We start from the raw sequence: 17587 nt of genomic DNA on the forward strand, positions 1-17587 counted from the left end.
CTCCTCGTTCCCAGATCAGCCGCGGTGCTGGGAACCGTCACCGGTGCTCCCGCTGATGGGAGCGTGGTCTCGACGGAGCAGATACAAGGCTGCCCACCCGAGCAGGCCGAGCGTTGTGAAGATGTCAGCCACGTTGAAGATGGCGAACCAGTCGACAGCGATGAAGTCGACCACCTCTCCGCTGAGCGGTCCGGTTTCAGCGCGTGTGGTGCGGTCCCACAGGTTGCCGATCGCGCCGCCGGCGGCGGCAGCTAGCAGCGCAGTAGCGCCCATGCTCTGCCTCCGCAGCACTCGGATGACGATCCACGTGAGCAGCGCGGCGACAAGGACCATAACGCCGACGACAAGCGGCGCTCCCACATCGCCGCCGAGACCGAATGCGACCCCAGGGTTGAACACGAGGCGCAGGGATACGCCCAGCCCAAGGTCGATATCACGGCCTCCGTCGAGGTAGGACAGGGCCCACGCTTTGGTGAGTTGGTCGACCGTGAAGGCGGCAACTACGGCAGCAGCGGCAGCGAGGAGGCGTGTGAACCTGCTCACGACAGGACTTCGATGAGACGAACGATCACGCCGGACTCGACCAGGATGTACAGACCCAACCCGATGAACACGGCCGGCACGAGCCAGTGCTCGATCTTCTCAAGAGCCTCTGTGACAGCCTTGCTGGTACCCACGAAGCGGGCGATAAGACACCACACGGCAACGAGTACCAAGAACACGATGATGGTAACGATGGTGTCCGGAACCGGGTTGGTGCGGAAGACAGGTGTGTACAGCGAGATGTTGTCGGCACCGTTCGCGATGGTAATGCCGGCAACTCCGAGCAGGCCCCCGGCGCTGATGGAGCTTTCGTCGTCGTCGTCATCGTCGCCGCGATGTCGGAGCGTACGAATCAGCCCGTACACACCGATCGCAAGTGGGACCAGGCCCAGCAGCCCGACCCATTCATCCGGAACGATGGTGAGGCCTGCGGCGGCGAGGCTGCTGATTGCGACCAGAGCGATGAAGCCGAGGTACTGTCCGGCCACGACCTTCCATCCCGGGAGGGCTCCGCGTGCGGACGCGAGAAACAGAACGGTGAGGACGACGATGTCGTCGATGTTCGTCGCCGCGAACAGGCCGATGGCGGCCACGATGGTTCCGATCATCGGGCGTCGCTCCCGTACGTCTTGCACAGATCGACCTTGAAACCCGTCGCGGCGAGGAGTCGCTCGGCCGCTTCGAGAACATCGATCACCTCAGGAGTGGAGACAGAGTAAAAGTTCTGCCGGCCCTCACTGCGGGCAACGACAAGCCCGCATTCGCGGAGGCATCCAACGTGCTCCGACACGGTCGATTGCGCCAAGCCGAGCTCATCGGTCAGGTCCCTCACCCGCGCTTCACCAACGGACAGCCGACGCAGTATCGACAGGCGACTGTGATCGGCAAGAGAGTGGAACAGAGATACAGCAGCTGCGAGCTCTTGTGTCATCGGCATGTGACGATCATATCGGTAACTGCCGATTAATAAGTGGTGCGAAGCCGATCGGTTTCGCACCACCCGCAGGGGCCGTCGACGAGGTGCCGGAATTGTGACTGATGACGCTCTTTGGCGGTGTTCTTGCAGTGCTGTTTGGCGGCGGTCATCCGATGTCGCGGTGATGGTCTCGAGTCCGTCCTCTCCGCCCGGGGATCACCGGAGACGACTCATAGTTCTCAGACCTCTCGATCGGGGCGCTGCTATAGGTAGCGGCAGACCTGGTCGGTGCTGCAGGTGTCGGGCTCGACGTGGTCTGCCTGGTCGCGTAGCGCGGCGAGGGTGTCGCGGAGGTCGTGGAGCTGTGCGAGTTGCTGGTCGATGTCAGCGAGGCGTGTGTCGAGCAGGTCGCGAACATGGTTGCAGGGGGCTTGGCCGTGGTCGCGGATGTCGAGGATCTGCCGGATTTGGGCCAGGGTGAGTCCGGCTGCTTGACCGCGGTGGATGAAGTTGATACGGGCAAGCGCCGCAGTCGTGTAGTCGCGGTAGCCGCTGGGTGTGCGCTCGGTCGCGGGTAGGAGTCCCTGGTCTTCGTAAAACCGCAGCGTCTTTGCGGTCGTCTCGGCCGCCTCAGCGAGTTCACCGATCCGCATTATCGACGCTCCTTCGTCAGAGGACTTGACCTTCCACCGCACAGGAAGGTTGATGATGACTGTAGCAGCGAATGTTCGCGATAGGTCCGGGAGGGATCGGAATGCAGTCGAGGTTTGATCTGGCCGTGATCGGATCGGGTGGTGCGGCGTTCGCCGCTGCGATCCGCGCCACCATGCTGGGCAAGTCGGTGGTGATGGTGGAGCGCGGCACGTTCGGTGGCACGTGCGTGAACACCGGGTGTGTGCCGTCCAAGGCGCTGATCGCTGCCGGTGAGGCCCGCCATGTGGCGGCGGACGCCGGCGCCCGATTCCCAGGGATTGCCGCTACCGCGGGCCCGGTGGACATGCCCGGTCTGGTGCGTGGCAAGCAGGAGCTGGCCGAGGCCATGCGGGGGGAGAAGTACTTCGACGTGGCCGAGGCGTACGGCTGGCCGGTCCGGCAGGGCGACGCAGCCTTCGCTGGCACTCCGGATGCGCCCGTGTTGGAGGTCACCGCTGCCGACGGCACCGTTGAGACCATCGAGACCGCGCATTACCTGATCGCCACGGGCTCCGCCCCCTGGGCCCCGCCCGTCGAGGGGCTCGACGACGTTGGCTACCTGACGTCGACGTCGGCGATGGAGCTGACCGAGGTGCCCGACTCGTTGGTGGTGCTGGGTGGTGGCTCCGTGGCGCTGGAGTTGGCTCAGCTGTTTGCCCGGCTGGGTTCGACGGTGACCATGCTGGTGCGTTCCCGGCTCGCGTCGAAGGAGGAGCCCGAGGTTTCCAAGGCTCTGCAGGAGGTCTTCGCCGACGAGTGCATCCGGGTGGTCCGCCGTGCTGTTCCGCCCCGGGTCGTCCGAGACACCGCCACCGGTCAGGTCGTTGTCACGGCGGAGGTCTCCGGCGGTGAGCAGGAGTTCCGTGCGGACGAGATCCTCGTCGCGCTCGGACGCCGCCCGGTCACGGCAGGACTCAACCTCGACGTCGTCGGGGTGAAGACCGGCGACGCCGGACAGGTCGTCGTCACCGACGAACTGCGAACCTCCAACCCTCGGGTCTGGGCGGCCGGGGATGTCACCGGGCACCCCGAGTTCGTCTACGTCGCGGCACGCCACGGCACGCTGGTCGCCGAGAACGCCTTCACCGGAGCGGACGCAGCGGTCGACTACACGCGGATGCCGCGGGTGACGTTCACCAGTCCCGCGATCGGCGCGGTCGGGATGACCGAGAAAGAGGTCATCGCGGCCGGGATCCGCTGCGACTGTCGGGTCCTGCCTCTGCACTATGTGCCTCGTGCGGTGGTGAACCGGGACACCCGCGGGTTCATCAAGATGGTTGCCAACGCCGACACTGGTGAAATCCTCGGCCTCACCGCGGTCGCTCAGGACGCGGGCGAGCTCGCCGCCGCCGGCGTCTACATCCTCGGCAAGACCATCACCGAGGTCGCCGACGCGTGGGCCCCGTATCTGACCATGGCCGAGGGCATCCGTATCGTCGCGAAAGCGTTCACCACCGACGTCTCGAAACTGTCCTGCTGCGCCTGACAGTGCACCGACGCACGCACCCCATCAGAACTGGATCAATTACGATGACGAACCTTGCTACCGACCTGATCGACCGTCTCGCCGGATCCGCCGAGACAACCCTGCTGGTCCCGTTGCTCCGGCTGCTTGCGGATGGTGACCCGGTTAGTATCGACGACCTCGCGGCCGCCGCCGCTCTCACTGCCGACGAGGTCCGCGCCCGCCTGGCCGCGATGCCGGACACCGAGTACGACGACCAGGGCCGGATCATCGGCCAAGGCCTCACCCTGCGCCCCACCCGGCACCGGTTCACCGTCGCCGGTGAGGAGCTCTACACCTGGTGCGCCCTTGACACTCTGATCTTCCCCACCCTTATCGGCCGTCCCGCGCGGATCGAGTCGGTCTCCCCGGCCAGCGGCGACACGATTCGGGTCACGGTCGATCCGACCGCCGGTGTCACCAGCGTGGAACCAATCACCGCAGTCGTCTCCCTGGTCGACCCCGGGAATCTGCCGTCGATCCGCTCCTCGTTCTGCAACCAGGTCCACTACTTCACCTCTCCGGAAGACGCAGGCGGCTGGCTTGCAGAGCACCCGGAAGGCCGGGTACTGTCCGTCGCCGAAGCCTTCGGGCTTGGCCGCAACCTCCTCCCCGAAACGCTTGCACGTCCAGTCAGCGGCACAGGAGACGGCAGCTACCGCGGGCCGGACGCGTGCTGCTGAACCAGCCCACCTCACGGACGAAGATGGCGATGTCGCCTCACGATGACAACCGAACCGGGGGTGGTCTGCTCATGGCGCTGGGCGCGGCCTTCCTCGTGGTCGCCTGCTGCGCCCTGGGCCCGCTGCTTGCCGCGGGCGGCGCGATCACAGGAATCGGTGCCCTCCTGCACAACCCGTGGGCGATAGCAGGCGGAGTCAGGCTCCTGATCCTCGCGGCCCTGGCGAGCGCCATCGCTGTGATACGCAACCGGCGACGCCACCACACGAACGACCCCGACTGCTGCCCGCCCACCCAAAACACTGAGGGCAACGCCGACGCGCAGGATGATCGGAGCCCCAGAAGCTGACACCTTCTGCTGAACCTCAGCGTTCGCGCAGGTGCCGGATCCCGAAACGACGTGTTGGTTGCGCTCTCCGAACGCCTCGTTCATCTATAGCTAAATGAGACATGATGAGCGATGCGTCAAAGGGTGCCGTCGTCGCACAATTTCGGGCGTTGAGAACGTCTCGAAAAGTTGCCTCATCGCGCTCTGCCTCACGGGGTCGCGCGACAGGAGTTTGTGAGGCATGCTGATCGGGTGAGGCTTCTCGGGTACACGCGCGTGAGCACCGTCAGTCAGGACGCGCGCCTGCAACTCGACGCCCTGGGCGCGACGGGTGTGAGGCGAGGGACGTCTTCTCAGACGTGACCTCGGGCAGCCGTGCCGCGGTGCAGCGGCCAGGGATGAAGAGACTTCTGGAGTACGCGGAGCCCGGCGACACGGTGGTCGTCTGGCGCATCGACCGACTCGGGCGCTCCCTCATCGACGTGCTGAACACGGTGAACCTGCTGCGCGAGAAGGACGTGAAGGTTCGATCGATTTCGGATGGCATCGACCCCGAGACCTCGTCCGGGCGGATGATGCTGGGCATGCTCGCGACGCTGGCGGAGTACGAGCGTGAACTGATCACCGAGCGAGTCAACGCCGGCATCGCCGCGGCGAAGCAGGCTGGCACGCGCTTCGGCCGGCCACCCGTGGATCCGGGCGTCGTGAAGGAGAAGCTTGCGATCGTGCGAGACGCGCGCGCGAAGGGACGCACCGCCGAAGACGCAGCCCGACTGGTCGGATGGTCCAGAGCGACGCTCTACCGTCATCAGCACGCCACCGGCACCCCGGCAGCGGTCGGCGACTAGATGTGCCATGGACGCGCTGGCCCGGTGGCGGATCCTGCGTCTCCATGTCGAGGATGACATTCCCCTGGCCACGCTGGTCAGGGAGACCGGAATCGGTCTGCGCACCCTTCAACGCTGGAACCATGACTACGCGGTGGCGGGGATCGACGGGCTGAAACCGAGCGCGCGAGCGGACGCGGGGACCCAGCGCACCGACCCAGACCTGGTCGCGTTCGTTGAGCAGCTCGGACTCACCAAACCGCGTCCCGGGGTGGCGGCCTTGCACCGGCTCGCCATGGCCGAGGCCGACCGCATCGGGTGCGCCCGTCCAAGCTATTCGACGGTCCGGTCGATCCTGCACCGCCTTGACCCGGCACTCGTGACCCTCGCGCTGGACGGCCCAGCCGCGTACCGGGACCGACACGAGCTAGTGTTCCGCCGCCGAGCCGAGCGACCGAATGCGATCTGGCAGGCCGATCACACCGAACTCGACATCCTCATCGTCGGCGCCGATGGGAAGCCGGAACGCCCCTGGCTAACGGTCGTGATCGACGACTACTCGCGCGCAATCTGCGGGTACACCGTGTTCACAGGGGCGCCCTCGGCGATCAACACGGCGCTCGCATTGCGGCAGGCGATCTGGCGCAAGACCAACCCGGCTTGGGCGATGTGCGGTCTCCCCGACGTGCTCCACGTCGACCACGGCAGCGACTTCACCAGCAGGCATCTGGAGTACACGGCGGTGGCGTTGAAGATCCGGCTGATCTACTCGACAGTCGGCCGGCCGCAAGGTCGCGGGAAGATCGAGCGATTCTTCGGCACCGTGAACACCGAACTTCTCACGACCCTCCCCGGCCACCTCACCCCTCGGGCACGAGCCCCGAAGCCGCAGCTCAGCCTCGCGGACCTCGATCAGGCCATCGGCCGGTTCGTCACCGAGTACAACGAGCGCCCCCACAGCGAGATCGGCGCCAGCCCGAAGGAGGCCTGGATCGGTGACGGCTGGTTGCCGCGGATGCCCGACAGCCTCGACCAGCTCGACGGGCTGCTGCTGACCCTGCCGAAGAACCGCGTCGTCCAACGCGATGGCATCCACTTCCAAGGCCAGCGGTACCTCTCACCCACACTCGCGCCGTTCGTCGGACGCAGCGTGACAATCAGGTACGACCCGCGCGACGTGTCCGAGATCCGCGTCTACGACCACGACACGCACATCTGCATCGCGATCGACGAAGCACACCCCAACCAGCGACTCTCCCTGCGCGACATCGAGACCGCCCGACGCGCCCGCCGTCGGCGGCTGCGTCAACAGATCAACGAACGCATCCCCCAGACAGCCGTCCGTGACGAGCCGCGAACCGAGCCGCGGACACCACGCCAGGTGAGACTACGCACCTACGAAGAGGACGAGCCATGAGCCGCGACTTCATCGTCACGAAAGAACACCGCCGCTTCATCGAATTCGCCAACGCCGTCCGCAAGGAACGCACGATCGGCATCTGCCACGGCGATGCCGGCGTCGGCAAGACGCAATCCGGCCGCCGATACGCCCACTGGGACACCCTGGAACCCTTCATCACCGAGTGGGGACCGCGGAGCGAGACCGACACAGAGCATTACGCCACCGCGAACCGATCCCGGACCCTGTTCTACACGCCACCGGTCCTCCCCAAGCCGGCGCAGCTCGTCCATGAGATCGACCACCTGCAGACCAGGCTGGGCATCTGCATCGATGAGCACCTGCGCGCCACCGGCAAAGTTACGGGGACTCACGGCCGCTACAACATGGGCAAGCGGGTCGAGCTGCTCATCATCGACGAGGCCGAACGCCTCACGCCCACGGCCCTGGAAGTCCTCCGAGACCGGCACGACCGTGAGCACACCGCGATCATCCTGATCGGCATGCCCGGCATCGACCAACGATTCCGGCACTACCCCCAGCTCTACAGCCGCCTCGGGTTCTCCCACCGCTACCGCAACCTCGGCCGCGACGAACTCCTCTTCGTCCTCGAACGTCGCTGGAAGCGACTGGGCCGCACCCTCGACCCCGACGACTTCACCGACGCGCAAGCCATCGCCGCGATCGAACGCATCACTCGCGGCAACTTCCGCCTCCTCGAACGCCTCTTCCCCCAAATCGCACGAGTGCTCAAGATCAACGAACTCGAGACCATCACCGACGACGTCGTCGAAGCCGCCGCCAGCGTCCTCGTCATCGGATAGCCACCGCCAAACAACAACGCAAGAACACCGCGAAAGAGCGTCAACATTCACAAGTTCGGGAAGGGCTGCCATATGTGACCGCAAGGGGATCGCTTTGTGGGACGCCATCGAGCGTGCGCGCTTGCTGACGACTCAGGCAGAATCACGTGCCTCACCGACGATGTCGACCGTCCCATATAGCGTGTTCGTAAGAAATCCCGCTGACGGTTCCCTATATGGGACGACGAGGAGGGTCAGATGATCGTTGGCTACGCACGGGTGTCCACTATCGCCCAGGACGTCGAGACGCAGCGCCTCGCCCTGCTCGAGCTGGGTGTCGCCCCCGACCGGATCTACACCGACGAGGGGTTCACGGGTAAGAACCTCGAACGTTCAGGGCTGCGTGAAGCGATGGCCGCGGTGCGGGAGGGGGATACTCTCGTCGTCCCACGGCTGGACCGGTTCGCGCGGAATGCGGAAGAGACGCTCCGGCAGGTTCGTGAGCTCACCGAACGCGGCGTGATCTTTCAGATGGGGCGCACCACGTACGACCCTCGCGACCCGTGGTCGAAGCTGTTTCTCACTTTCCTCGCTGGCATGGCTGAGGCGGAGGGCGGATGGATCAGTCTCCGGACCCAGGAGGCGATGGCGCGCCCCGCGGTCCGGGCGAAGTTGAAAGGCCGGCAGCCGAGCTTGTCGCCCGAGGAGGATGCGGCGATCGCCAGGCACTTCGCGGACAACGAGATGACTCCGGCAGAGATCGCCACGCTATTCAACACGTCGCGCAGCAGCGTCTACCGCGCGGCCGGCAGGCATCAGAAGCGGATGGAGGCGCGTCGTGGCTGAGGGGGGTTCGACTAGTTGCCCTTGACCTCATCACCAACCGGGCCGCGGCGCTGCACGCCACGGACTACGGCACACCCACCGGCATCGCGAGGTACCCGCCGTCGACGGCGAACTGCGAGCCGCTCGTGAAGGCGGCCGCGTCGGAACCGAGCCACGCGACCATCTCGGCGATGTCGTGCGGCGTGCCGAGTCGGCCGATCGGGTGCTTCGTCAGCAGCGCGTCCTTGAAGCCGGGGTAGGTCTCCTCCGACATGCGCACACCCGCCGAGGTCGAACAGGCGTATTACGCTGATCAGGAATCAGCCAATCCGACACCTGTCGGACAAGGCTCCCGATAGGAACGAAAGTCAGGCCGATTCAGACTGCCCGCCCACCGGGCAGGCATCGACCGCGACAGCAACCGCCTCGTCTGGTGGATCGACCTCGACGACGGCACCCGCACCATCCTGCTCAAGGGAGCGAGCCGCTGATCGGCTGACCGGGGGACCCCTTGGGTGCGAGGAGTTCCCCGGTCGCAACCGACCGCTCGCAACCGTTCAGGAGCAGGATGCAACCCTCGACAGTGTTCACCATCGGTCACTCCACACACCCGATCGAGGAGTTCATAGCGCTGCTCGAAAACAACGGCGTGCAACAACTCATCGATGTGCGGACGGTTCCCGGCTCCCGACATAACCCGCAATTCGGCGCGCAGGCGCTTGAGGAAAACCTGACGGACGCAGGCCTGCACTATGCGCGGATGAAAGAACTCGGCGGTCTCCGCCACACCCCAGTGAATGTGGAGAGCATCAACGGTGCCTGGCGCAACAAAAGCTTCCGAAGCTACGCCGACTACATGCAAACCGAGCCCTTCGCGCGTGGAATAGACCGTCTAATCGATCGAGCAAAAGAGAAGACTGTGGCGATCATGTGCGCGGAAGCGGTCCCGTGGCGCTGCCACCGGTCTCTCATCGCGGATGCGCTGCTCGTTCGCCACATTTCTGTGAAGGACATCATGAGCGCCACCTCCACCAAACCCCACACACTCACGTCGTTCGCGTCGGTGGACGGGCAGCGGGTCTGGTACCCGCCCACTAACCTGGAAGGGCAACCGTAGGCATAGCGAGCCTCTCGCCGATGTGACCGAGTTGTCATTCCGAGAATGGATGTCGTCCACCATGGGCACACTGCACTACGGCGGGTCGGAAGCGCCGATCGTCAGCACCCCGGCGACGGACAAGGCGGTGGACGCGGAGGGCAAGGCCTGGCAGGTCGGCAACGCGCTCATTCAACGCCCCGGCACGGGCGAGGACATCGCGTACACGGCGCTCTACCTGGCCTCCGACGAGTCCTCTTGGGTGACCGGACAGAACTACAGCGTCGACGGCGGCGCGACCGCCGGGTGGCGGAACGACAGCGAGACGGACCGACTGGCCGCGAAGAACGGTTGACACGCGGGTCGCGGCGCGACCGGTGACGGACGGGAGGCACGGTGCCAGCTGACACCGTGCCTCCCGTCCGTCGTGGCCACCTCGTCTAAATCGCGAGGTACCCGCCGTCGACGGCGAACTGCGAGCCGGTCGCGAAGGCGGCCGCGTCCGAACCGAGCCACGCGACCATCTCGGCGATGTCGTGCGGCGTGCCGAGTCGGCCGATCGGGTGCTTCGTCAGCAGCGCGTCCTTGAAGCCGGGGTAGGTCTCCTCCAGCGCGTCTATCATTGGCGTCTGGATCACCCCGGGCAGCACTGCGTTCACGCGGATGCCTTTGTCGGAGTACTCCACCGCGGCGGCTCGGGTGAGGCCGATGACGCCGTGCTTCGACGCGACGTAGGCGGACTGGTGGGCGATGGCGGCCTGCCCGAGGGACGAGGCGGTGTTGATGATGGATCCGCCGCCCTGCGCTAGCATCTGCGGGATCTCGGCCTTCATGCTGATGAACACTCCGGTGAGGTTGACGGCGATCACCTTGTCGAACTGCTCCACCGTAACGTCGGCGAGGTCGGGGCCGGTGACCTCGATGCCGGCGTTGTTGTGCGCGATGTCGAGTCGGCCGTAGCGGTCCACCGTGGCCTGGACCAGGTGCTGCATCGACGCGAGGTCGGTCACGTCCGCCCGGACGAACGTCACGGCGTCTCCGCCGTCGATGTACTCGAGCGTCCCGTTGCCGGCATTCTCGGACAGGTCGGCGACGACGACCCGTGCGCCGTGGTCGACGAGGACCTTCGCGGTCTCGCGCCCGATCCCTCCGCCACCACCGGTGACGAGTGCGACCTTGCCATCGAGCGAGTTTGACATTGTGTGCTTCTTTCTCTCGGGGAGCGGCGTCGGTCGGCGTCGCTCGTTCAGTGCGGGAGCTGCGACGCGGTGTCGGCTGTGAGCCGGCGGACGTCGCTATCCAAGGTGGGGCGGTCGATGCCGAAGAAGGCGAATGAGATCGTTCCCATGAACGCGAGCCTAGTGTCCGGTAGGCGACGAGAGGGCGGTTCACTACGGCCCGTTCCTGCCCCACGTGGGCAGCGCGACGACCTCTTTCATGAACAGGATCGAGCGCGAGCTCGAGGGATCGGGCCGGTACAGGCACTGGGACGTGACGGTTGAAAGTGTGTTCATTGCAGAGGACGAATCGGACTGCGAGGTTCGCGCGACACGATAACTGGCGCGACACTGACGGTGCCCCCGAGCCGACGGGACTGCTGCACGGATAGGTGACACCTGATCTGTGGTGCTGGTTGGTGCCGCTGGGAGGATGTCATCATGCCCAAGCCCTATCCTCGTGAGTTCCGCGACGATGTCGTGCGCGTGGCTCGCGGTCGTGAAGATGGTGTGACGATCAAGCAGATCGCGACCGACTTCGGGGTCAGAAGGGCCTTTCCGAACAGCAACAATAGGAGCGCGCCGACTGTGAGGACGATCGAGGGCAGTTGGGTCCGCGACCCTGCTTGGTCCATTGCCGCCGTGCGGGACGTGGACGAGCCGACCGAGAAACTGCCCTGCGCGCCGGCGTCCCCGGTACGCCTGTCATAGATGGGGGACGCGAGCGTGTGGTGTGCGTTGTACCCTCCGGGGGTGGGTAGACGCGGCGACCCGAGAACATCTGAAGGAGTGACGGCATATGAGGCATGTGACTTTGCCGGGCGGAGAAGTCGTTCCTTCGATGGGTCAAGGCACCTGGAAGATGGGCGAGCGTGCTGAGCGACGATCCGACGAGATCGCCGCGTTGATCGCCGGTGTCGAGCTGGGCATGACGCTCGTTGATACTGCCGAGATGTACGGCGACGGCGCGGCGGAAACGCTGATCTGCGAAGCGCTAGGCGACCGGCGCGACCAGTTGTTCCTCGTCAGCAAGGCGTATCCGCAGAACGCCTCGCGCGCACGCCTTTCACGCGCATGCGAGGCGAGCTTGGGACGTCTCGGCACCGACCGGCTCGACCTCTACCTGCTCCACTGGCGGGGATCGGTGCCGCTCGCTGAGACGATAGAAGCGATGGAGGCGCTGAAATCGGCCGGGAAGATTCGGTATTGGGGTGTCAGCAACCTCGATACTGACGACATGGACGAGCTTGTTTCTGCCGGCGGGGATGGCTGCGTGACCGATCAGGTTCTCTACAATCTCGTCCGTCGAGGCCCTGAGTTGGAATTGTTGCCGTGGCTCGTCGCTCATGAAATGCCTGTCATGGCGTATAGTCCCGTCGAGCAGGGACGACTCTCAAACCATCCCTCCCTTGTGAAGATCGCAGCCAAGGTCGGTGCTACCCCTGCGCAGGTCGCACTTTCCTGGACGTTGCGGCACGATGGCCTCATCGCCATCCCGAAGGCGAGTTCGATCGCACATGTGCGGGAGAACCGGGCAGCCGCAGATATCGTCCTCTCCGACGCCGACCTTGCGACACTCGACGCGGCATTTCCTCGGCCACGCGACCGTCGCCCGCTCGAGATGCTCTAGCTCAAATGGCGGTTTTCTCTCAAGGGAACCGAACGTGAGACGGATCGGCTCGAGGCGTTCAACGACGCGGTGCTTGCGATCGCGATCACACTTCCTGTGGTGGAACTGCACGCACCGAGGCCTGAGGATGGCGACCTCGCCGCGGCCTACCTGAAGCTGGCACCGGACTACGCCGCCTACGTCCTCAGCGTGATCCTCATCGGCCTCTATTGGGCCCACAGCCATTTCAGCGGCAAGCTGCTAGAGAAGACCGACCACGGCTACAACCTGCTGACCATCGGCTTCTTGGCTGCGGTCAGTATCACTCCATTTCCCGCGCGCCCGTTGGTCGAACATTTCGGTGGAGATGCGGACAGCACAACCGCCGCCCTCTGGTACCTGGGCATAGCAGCGGCACCGGCGACCTGGTGGCTTCTTCGGTGAGTGCACGCCACCGCCAAAGGTCTACCCGATCAAAGGCTGACCGAGGCTTATCCTCGCCGCCTCACCATCAAATATGGTCTTACCGCCGCTGCCTACTGGGCGGCGTCCGGAGTGGCGTTCTGGAATTGGCGTGGCGGATTGATCGCGGCGGGGATTGTAACGTTGGGCTACGTCATTCCCCCCGCAAAGCCCGTGTACAGACCCGGTATGGAACCGGGACACGATCAGATGGCTCGTTGACTGAAGGAGCGGATGGTACCTCGGAGCTGCTCGTTCCTTGCGAGTGAATAGCGACCTACCGTCGTCCGACGTTTTCGGGCTTGCTTTGCTCGCCGATCGCCAGATCGGCTAGAACACGCGCACCAGGCCGCAATTCGGGCACCGCCAGACCGGGGGAGTCGGCGGGTTCCACGACGGTTGCAGCTGCACCAGGCAGCGCTCACAGGTAGGGGAGAAGCCTGGCCATTCGTCGTCATCCATGACGCCAGGCAACCGGGATGCCGGCGGCGCCGCAGAAACCGTCCACAGGGACGTTCAGCGCCTTCCAGGAGAGGCCGGCGTGACCGCCGAGGCCCATACCCATGCCTTCATCTCCGTCTCGCCCACGCGGAACCTGATCGCGCAGGCATCCGCTGTCCACCGGCAGACCTCCGCGTCGACGAGCGCCGGCGTCGCGCCGAAGCGCACCCACGCCTTCGCCGGCTTCGGCCGCGGGTCGATAGTCACCGGTTCTACGTCTAACCGCAGCTCAGCGCTCGAGAGCGACTGCAGGGGGCCGGCCTCCGCAGCGATCCGCTCCAGTATCCGGGTATCCATCCTGCGATCGACCGCCGACGCGTATCGCTTCGATGTACCCACTGCCGATCCTCCTTGCGGACCGCCAGGTTATCGATTTTAGAACAGATGTTCTATTCCGTGTGCTCGTCCGCCAGGTCGTCCGAGGCGTCAGCCTCGGCTTGAATCTGCTCAACCTCGGCCCGCAGCCGGCTCAGCATCTCCTTGCTGTGATCCGCGAGTGCGGCATCCCAGGCATCGACGGCGCTGGTCGGGTGTCGACTGTGGCTCTTTTGATCCGAGAAACCCCATGCCCTGAGACTGGGGGAGAGGGTTCCGCGCAGCGGGACCCGGGCACTATCCCGGCTCGATCGCTACACGTCAACTCAAGGGCGAGCCCCTTGACATGTCGTTCGGCGGGGGCGTTTGCTGTCTCGCGGAGGGCCGGCGTTGTCGAGGCCCCGTCAAAGAAGCATCGAGCAATACATCTGATGGGAGTGGACATGAAGGCAGTGGTGTACGAGGGGCCCCGTCAGGTCAGCACGAAGGACGTCCCGGACGCGAAGGTCGAGCGCCCTACCGATGTCCTGGTCAGGGTGACGACGACGAACATCTGCGGCTCGGATCTGCACATGTACGAGGGGCGGACGTCCTTCGAGGTAGGCCGGACGTTCGGTCACGAGAACATGGGGGAGGTCATCGAAGTCGGCAGCGGCGTGGAGAAGGTCAGGGTCGGAGACCGGGTTGTGCTCCCGTTCAACATCTCGTGCGGCTTCTGTAAGAACTGCGAACGCGGCCTGACCAACTACTGTCTCACCACCCAGCCCGAACCATCCTTGGCCGGAGCGGCCTATGGGTTCGCCGACATGGGTCCCTACGGCGGTGGCCAGGCGGAGCTGCTCCGCGTGCCTTTCGGTGACCACAACGCGCTGCGCCTGGGCGAGGATGCGGAGGAGAAGGAGAACGATTACGTCATGCTCTCTGACATCTTCCCCACCGGCTACCACGCCACCGAGATGGCCGGCGTGATACCCGGCGACAGCGTTGTGATCGCCGGGGCGGGCCCGGTCGGGCTGATGGCTGCCCTGTCCGCGATGATCAAGGGTGCCGCGAAGGTGATGGTGGTCGATCGTCACCCTGACCGGCTCGCGTTGGCCGAGCAGATCGGTGCGATTGCCATCGACGACTCCAAGGTCGACCCCGTGCAGGCTGTGCTGGACGAGACGATGGGGCTCGGAGCTGACCGTGGTTGCGAATGCGTGGGCTACCAGGCCCACGATCCCCAGGGCAACGAGGACACCGCCGCCACGCTGAACATGCTCATCAACGCGGTCCGCTTCACCGGAGGAATCGGCACCGTTGGCGTGTTCATCCCCCAGGACCCGGGGGCCAAGGGCGAATTGGCCAAACAGGGCAAGGCAGCCATCGACTACGGCACACATTGGTTCAAGGGTCAGACCATGGGAAGCGGTCAGGCCCCGGTCAAGCGGTACAACCGCCGACTGCGAGACTTGATCGCGGCCGGCAAGGCGACCCCTTCGTGGATCGTCTCCCACGAAATCTCGCTGGACCAAGCCGCCGATGCCTATAAGAACTTCGACGCCCGGTCCAAGGGTTGGACCAAGGTCCTCATCAAGCCCGGCATGTCAAACGGAAAGAAGGAAAACTGAGATGGCAGCAGATCTCCAGGGCAAGAGGGTCGCGATCCTCGCCGCCGACGGAGTCGAACGCGTTGAGCTCGAGCAACCCCGCGAAGCACTGGAACGGGCCGGCGCTCAGACCGAGGTCCTCTCGATCCACGACGGCGAGATCAAGGCCCGTGAGAACGACCTGGATGAAGCGGGCACGTTCACCGTCGACGGGTTGGTCGCCAATGCCTCGGTGGGCGACTACGACGCCCTGCTGCTTCCCGGCGGCACGGTGAACCCCGACCAGCTCCGGGTCGACAAGGACGCCGTCTCCTTCGTCCGCGACTTCGTGGAGAGTGGCAAGCCCGTGGCGGCGATCTGTCACGGGCCGTGGACGATGATCGAGGCTGGCGTGGTCGGAGGTCGCACCTTGACGTCCTTCCCGAGCATCCGCACAGACCTGCGCAACGCCGGTGCTGACGTCGTCGACCAGGACGTCGTGGTCGACGGGAATCTGATCACCAGCCGCTCACCCGAGGACCTGCCTGCGTTCTGCGACACGATCGTGGCGAAATTTGCGAGCAACTCGACCCAGGAGGAGGTGACGTCATGAGCGTGACAAAGGGACTGCTTGTCAGGCTGGAGGCCCTGCCCGGCAAGGAAGACGAGGTCCAAGAATTTCTCGGCATCGGGCGAGGACTCGTCGAGGAGGAACCGGCCACCATAGCGTGGTTCGCGATTCGTCTCGGCCCCTCTTCCTTCGGGATCTTCGACGTGTTCCCCGATGACGCCGGCCGCGACGCGCACCTGTCCGGCGCAGTAGCGACCGCTCTCGGCGAGCAGACCGGCACACTGTTCAGCGAACCGACGATCGAGAAGCTCGACGTCCTGGGCTCCAAACTCCCCGCCTGACACGACAGCCCGGGAGTATTGGCACAGAAAGGAGGGGTCGCTGCGCGCGGTGACTTCGGGCTTACACAGCCCGCTGACGTCGTGGCAGCGGCCCCTTCTTTTGCGGCCTATCGCTAATCAGCAACAGATCGGGGAACCGCGATGACAGGAACTGACGACGGCGTTGCCACGACGCGTGCACCCGAGGTAGCAGTGATCGGGGGCGGGATCGTCGGTCTGTCGACGGCGTACGCGCTGCGGGAGCAGGGCGTGCCGGTGCGCTTGTACGAGGCTGGTCTGCCCGGGACGGGTCAGTCCGCAGGCGAGTCGCGGATCTTCCGGCATGCCCACGACGACCCGCGACTCGTCGCTTTCGCGCGCGAAAGCCGCGGCGTATGGGATGAGTGGGCCGAACACTTCGATGTCGAGCTGGTCTCATCAGACGGTGTCCTGGCGATCGGAGACAGCGCCCTGGCGCGGCTGCGGGTGCTCGACGAGGTCGGCGGCGTGGAAGCTCACGAGATCGACGCGGCCGAGGTCGCCCGGCGGATGCCGCTGCTCGCTGGGTACTCGGGGCCAGCGGTGCTCGACGAGTCAGGCGGCGCGATCCGCACCCGCGCCGCAATCACGGCACTCACGGGTGCCCTTGCAGATGCGGTCACCACCGGTGAGGTCATCTCCATCGATCCCCGCGCCGATGGAACGGTCGAGGTGCGCAGCGTCACCGACCGGTCTATCTACTCCAAGGTGGTCGTGTGCGCCGGCCGCGAAACCGCCCGCCTGGCACGCAGCGTCGGCCTGTCGCTGCCGGTTCGCCTCGCCGCACACGTCAGGCTGACCTTCGACGTGAAAGCCGCCGCCCCGGCACGAGTCGCGTGCCTGCAGGACAGTAGCGGCGTCTTCGGCGAGGTCGGCGTCTACGCGACGCCGCTACCGGGTAATAGCAGCTATTCGGTTGGACTCAGCGACACCGTCGGCGTCCGCGACGACGGAACTTTCATCGACCCGGCGGCGATTCGATCGCTGGACGAACGCGCACGCGAGTACGTGACACGGGCGCTGCCCGGTCTTCACCCTGAGCCGCGCGACTTCCTTCACTGCTGGGTGACCGACCTCCCGTGGAGTGAGGACGGCGTGGCCGTGTGGGAGGCGGGCTCTGTCTTTTTTGTGGCCGGTCACAATTTGTTCAAGCAGGCACCTGCGCTGGGTCGCGCTCTTGCCCGGGCTGCGACCGGCGGCGGTCTCCGCGCCGAGCTCACGCCCGAAGCGCGCCTCGGCGAGGCCCAGAGCTAGGTGTGATGTCCGGAAAGGTTGTTGTCGATCCTGCGGATGGGCGGGGCTCCGATCGCGGAGTGGTGCCTGTGATGATTGTAGAAGTGCAACCAACCCGGCAGCGCCGCGCGGCGTTC

General features: G+C 65.4%; 21 protein-coding genes and 3 pseudogenes. 15 read left to right on the plus strand and 9 right to left on the minus strand.

Annotation, left to right across the window (positions count from 1 at the left end):
• Positions 1-15 precede the first annotated feature (15 nt).
• The 4 genes from AB1K56_RS18170 to AB1K56_RS18185 form a co-directional block, all read right to left on the minus strand.
• Positions 16-543: a signal peptidase II gene (locus tag AB1K56_RS18170; protein ID WP_058233650.1), complete on the minus strand. Its 528-nt coding sequence runs from the start codon at positions 541-543 to the stop codon at positions 16-18.
• On the minus strand, positions 540-1151 hold the full coding sequence (locus AB1K56_RS18175; protein ID WP_108320784.1) for a cadmium resistance transporter: 612 nt from the start codon (positions 1149-1151) through the stop codon (positions 540-542). The genes AB1K56_RS18170 and AB1K56_RS18175 overlap by 4 nt, the downstream gene beginning before the upstream one ends.
• Complete coding sequence (locus AB1K56_RS18180; protein ID WP_270354027.1) at positions 1148-1480, minus strand: helix-turn-helix transcriptional regulator; 333 nt, start codon at positions 1478-1480, stop codon at positions 1148-1150. Before AB1K56_RS18180 ends, AB1K56_RS18175 begins: the two co-directional genes overlap by 4 nt.
• Positions 1481-1722: 242 nt before the next feature.
• Entirely contained in the window at positions 1723-2112 is a 390-nt protein-coding gene (locus AB1K56_RS18185) for a heavy metal-responsive transcriptional regulator (RefSeq protein WP_108320786.1), read from the minus strand.
• 101 nt (positions 2113-2213) lie between these two features.
• Here AB1K56_RS18185 and merA point away from each other — a divergent pair, with 101 nt between their 5' ends.
• Both merA and merB read left to right on the plus strand, forming a co-directional pair.
• A complete protein-coding gene (gene merA / locus AB1K56_RS18190; RefSeq protein WP_270354025.1) occupies positions 2214-3638 on the plus strand; it encodes a mercury(II) reductase in 1425 nt (474 codons plus the stop codon).
• Positions 3639-3682: 44 nt separating this feature from the next.
• The gene (gene merB, locus AB1K56_RS18195) at positions 3683-4339 is read left to right on the plus strand and encodes an organomercurial lyase MerB (RefSeq protein ID WP_108320788.1); all 657 of its coding nucleotides are present in this window, start codon (positions 3683-3685) and stop codon (positions 4337-4339) included.
• Positions 4340-4350: 11 nt separating this feature from the next.
• Here merB and AB1K56_RS18200 read toward each other — a convergent pair whose 3' ends face one another.
• Positions 4351-4770: a hypothetical protein gene (locus AB1K56_RS18200; protein ID WP_183420941.1), complete on the minus strand. Its 420-nt coding sequence runs from the start codon at positions 4768-4770 to the stop codon at positions 4351-4353.
• Positions 4771-4917: 147 nt separating this feature from the next.
• On the opposite strand from AB1K56_RS18200, the pseudogene AB1K56_RS18205 reads away from it, so the two are divergent.
• From AB1K56_RS18205 to AB1K56_RS18220, 4 genes and pseudogenes are all read left to right on the plus strand, one after another.
• Positions 4918-5513: pseudogene (locus AB1K56_RS18205) on the plus strand (recombinase family protein).
• Positions 5514-5520: 7 nt separating this feature from the next.
• Positions 5521-6909 carry a Mu transposase C-terminal domain-containing protein gene (locus tag AB1K56_RS18210; RefSeq protein ID WP_270354022.1) on the plus strand — a complete coding sequence of 463 codons (1389 nt, stop codon included), beginning with the start codon at positions 5521-5523 and terminating at the stop codon, positions 6907-6909.
• Positions 6906-7715 carry an AAA family ATPase gene (locus AB1K56_RS18215; RefSeq protein ID WP_070434716.1) on the plus strand — a complete coding sequence of 270 codons (810 nt, stop codon included), beginning with the start codon at positions 6906-6908 and terminating at the stop codon, positions 7713-7715. The genes AB1K56_RS18210 and AB1K56_RS18215 overlap by 4 nt, the downstream gene beginning before the upstream one ends.
• 237 nt (positions 7716-7952) lie before the next feature.
• Positions 7953-8540 carry a recombinase family protein gene (locus AB1K56_RS18220; RefSeq protein WP_108320586.1) on the plus strand — a complete coding sequence of 196 codons (588 nt, stop codon included), beginning with the start codon at positions 7953-7955 and terminating at the stop codon, positions 8538-8540.
• A gap of 64 nt (positions 8541-8604) precedes the next feature.
• On the opposite strand, the gene AB1K56_RS18225 is transcribed toward AB1K56_RS18220, so the two are convergent.
• Positions 8605-8793 (minus strand): SDR family oxidoreductase, encoded by a 189-nt coding sequence (locus AB1K56_RS18225; protein ID WP_258222898.1) that lies wholly within the window; start codon positions 8791-8793, stop codon positions 8605-8607.
• Between the two features lie 309 nt (positions 8794-9102).
• Here AB1K56_RS18225 and AB1K56_RS18230 point away from each other — a divergent pair, with 309 nt between their 5' ends.
• Together AB1K56_RS18230 and AB1K56_RS18235 are read left to right on the plus strand one after the other, a co-directional pair.
• A complete protein-coding gene (locus tag AB1K56_RS18230) occupies positions 9103-9636 on the plus strand; it encodes a DUF488 family protein (RefSeq protein ID WP_240663945.1) in 534 nt (177 codons plus the stop codon).
• A gap of 61 nt (positions 9637-9697) precedes the next feature.
• Complete coding sequence (locus tag AB1K56_RS18235; RefSeq protein WP_264632333.1) at positions 9698-9970, plus strand: SDR family oxidoreductase; 273 nt, start codon at positions 9698-9700, stop codon at positions 9968-9970.
• Between the two features lie 85 nt (positions 9971-10055).
• On the opposite strand, the gene AB1K56_RS18240 is transcribed toward AB1K56_RS18235, so the two are convergent.
• Complete coding sequence (locus AB1K56_RS18240) at positions 10056-10814, minus strand: glucose 1-dehydrogenase (protein WP_108320583.1); 759 nt, start codon at positions 10812-10814, stop codon at positions 10056-10058.
• A gap of 459 nt (positions 10815-11273) precedes the next feature.
• Between AB1K56_RS18240 and AB1K56_RS18245 the strand changes: the two genes are divergently transcribed.
• The 3 genes and pseudogenes from AB1K56_RS18245 to AB1K56_RS18255 all read left to right on the plus strand — a co-directional run.
• Positions 11274-11543 carry a hypothetical protein gene (locus tag AB1K56_RS18245; RefSeq protein WP_108320582.1) on the plus strand — a complete coding sequence of 90 codons (270 nt, stop codon included), beginning with the start codon at positions 11274-11276 and terminating at the stop codon, positions 11541-11543.
• A 130-nt stretch (positions 11544-11673) separates the two neighbouring features.
• Complete coding sequence (locus AB1K56_RS18250; protein WP_240663921.1) at positions 11674-12462, plus strand: aldo/keto reductase; 789 nt, start codon at positions 11674-11676, stop codon at positions 12460-12462.
• A 57-nt stretch (positions 12463-12519) separates the two neighbouring features.
• Positions 12520-12885: pseudogene (locus AB1K56_RS18255) on the plus strand (TMEM175 family protein); the annotation flags it as partial.
• A 534-nt stretch (positions 12886-13419) separates the two neighbouring features.
• Here the strand turns inward: AB1K56_RS18255 and AB1K56_RS18260 are convergent.
• Complete coding sequence (locus AB1K56_RS18260; protein ID WP_108320579.1) at positions 13420-13743, minus strand: hypothetical protein; 324 nt, start codon at positions 13741-13743, stop codon at positions 13420-13422.
• A gap of 419 nt (positions 13744-14162) precedes the next feature.
• Between AB1K56_RS18260 and AB1K56_RS18265 the strand changes: the two genes are divergently transcribed.
• The 4 genes from AB1K56_RS18265 (at position 14163) to AB1K56_RS18280 (ending at position 17471) form a co-directional block, all read left to right on the plus strand.
• Positions 14163-15329 (plus strand): glutathione-independent formaldehyde dehydrogenase, encoded by a 1167-nt coding sequence (locus AB1K56_RS18265; protein WP_371206743.1) that lies wholly within the window; start codon positions 14163-14165, stop codon positions 15327-15329.
• Position 15330: 1 nt separating this feature from the next.
• The gene (locus tag AB1K56_RS18270; protein ID WP_108320578.1) at positions 15331-15900 is read left to right on the plus strand and encodes a type 1 glutamine amidotransferase domain-containing protein; all 570 of its coding nucleotides are present in this window, start codon (positions 15331-15333) and stop codon (positions 15898-15900) included.
• On the plus strand, positions 15897-16199 hold the full coding sequence (locus AB1K56_RS18275) for a putative quinol monooxygenase (RefSeq protein ID WP_108320577.1): 303 nt from the start codon (positions 15897-15899) through the stop codon (positions 16197-16199). The genes AB1K56_RS18270 and AB1K56_RS18275 overlap by 4 nt, the downstream gene beginning before the upstream one ends.
• Positions 16200-16340: 141 nt before the next feature.
• Positions 16341-17471: an FAD-binding oxidoreductase gene (locus tag AB1K56_RS18280; protein ID WP_205797265.1), complete on the plus strand. Its 1131-nt coding sequence runs from the start codon at positions 16341-16343 to the stop codon at positions 17469-17471.
• Here AB1K56_RS18280 and AB1K56_RS18285 read toward each other — a convergent pair.
• Positions 17468-17587: pseudogene (locus tag AB1K56_RS18285) on the minus strand (IS481 family transposase); the annotation flags it as partial. The gene AB1K56_RS18280 and the pseudogene AB1K56_RS18285 sit on opposite strands and share 4 nt — an antisense overlap.

The organism is Microbacterium sp. BWR-S6Y (assembly GCF_041379845.1).
Taxonomy (GTDB): Bacteria; Actinomycetota; Actinomycetes; order Actinomycetales; family Microbacteriaceae; genus Microbacterium; species Microbacterium hydrothermale.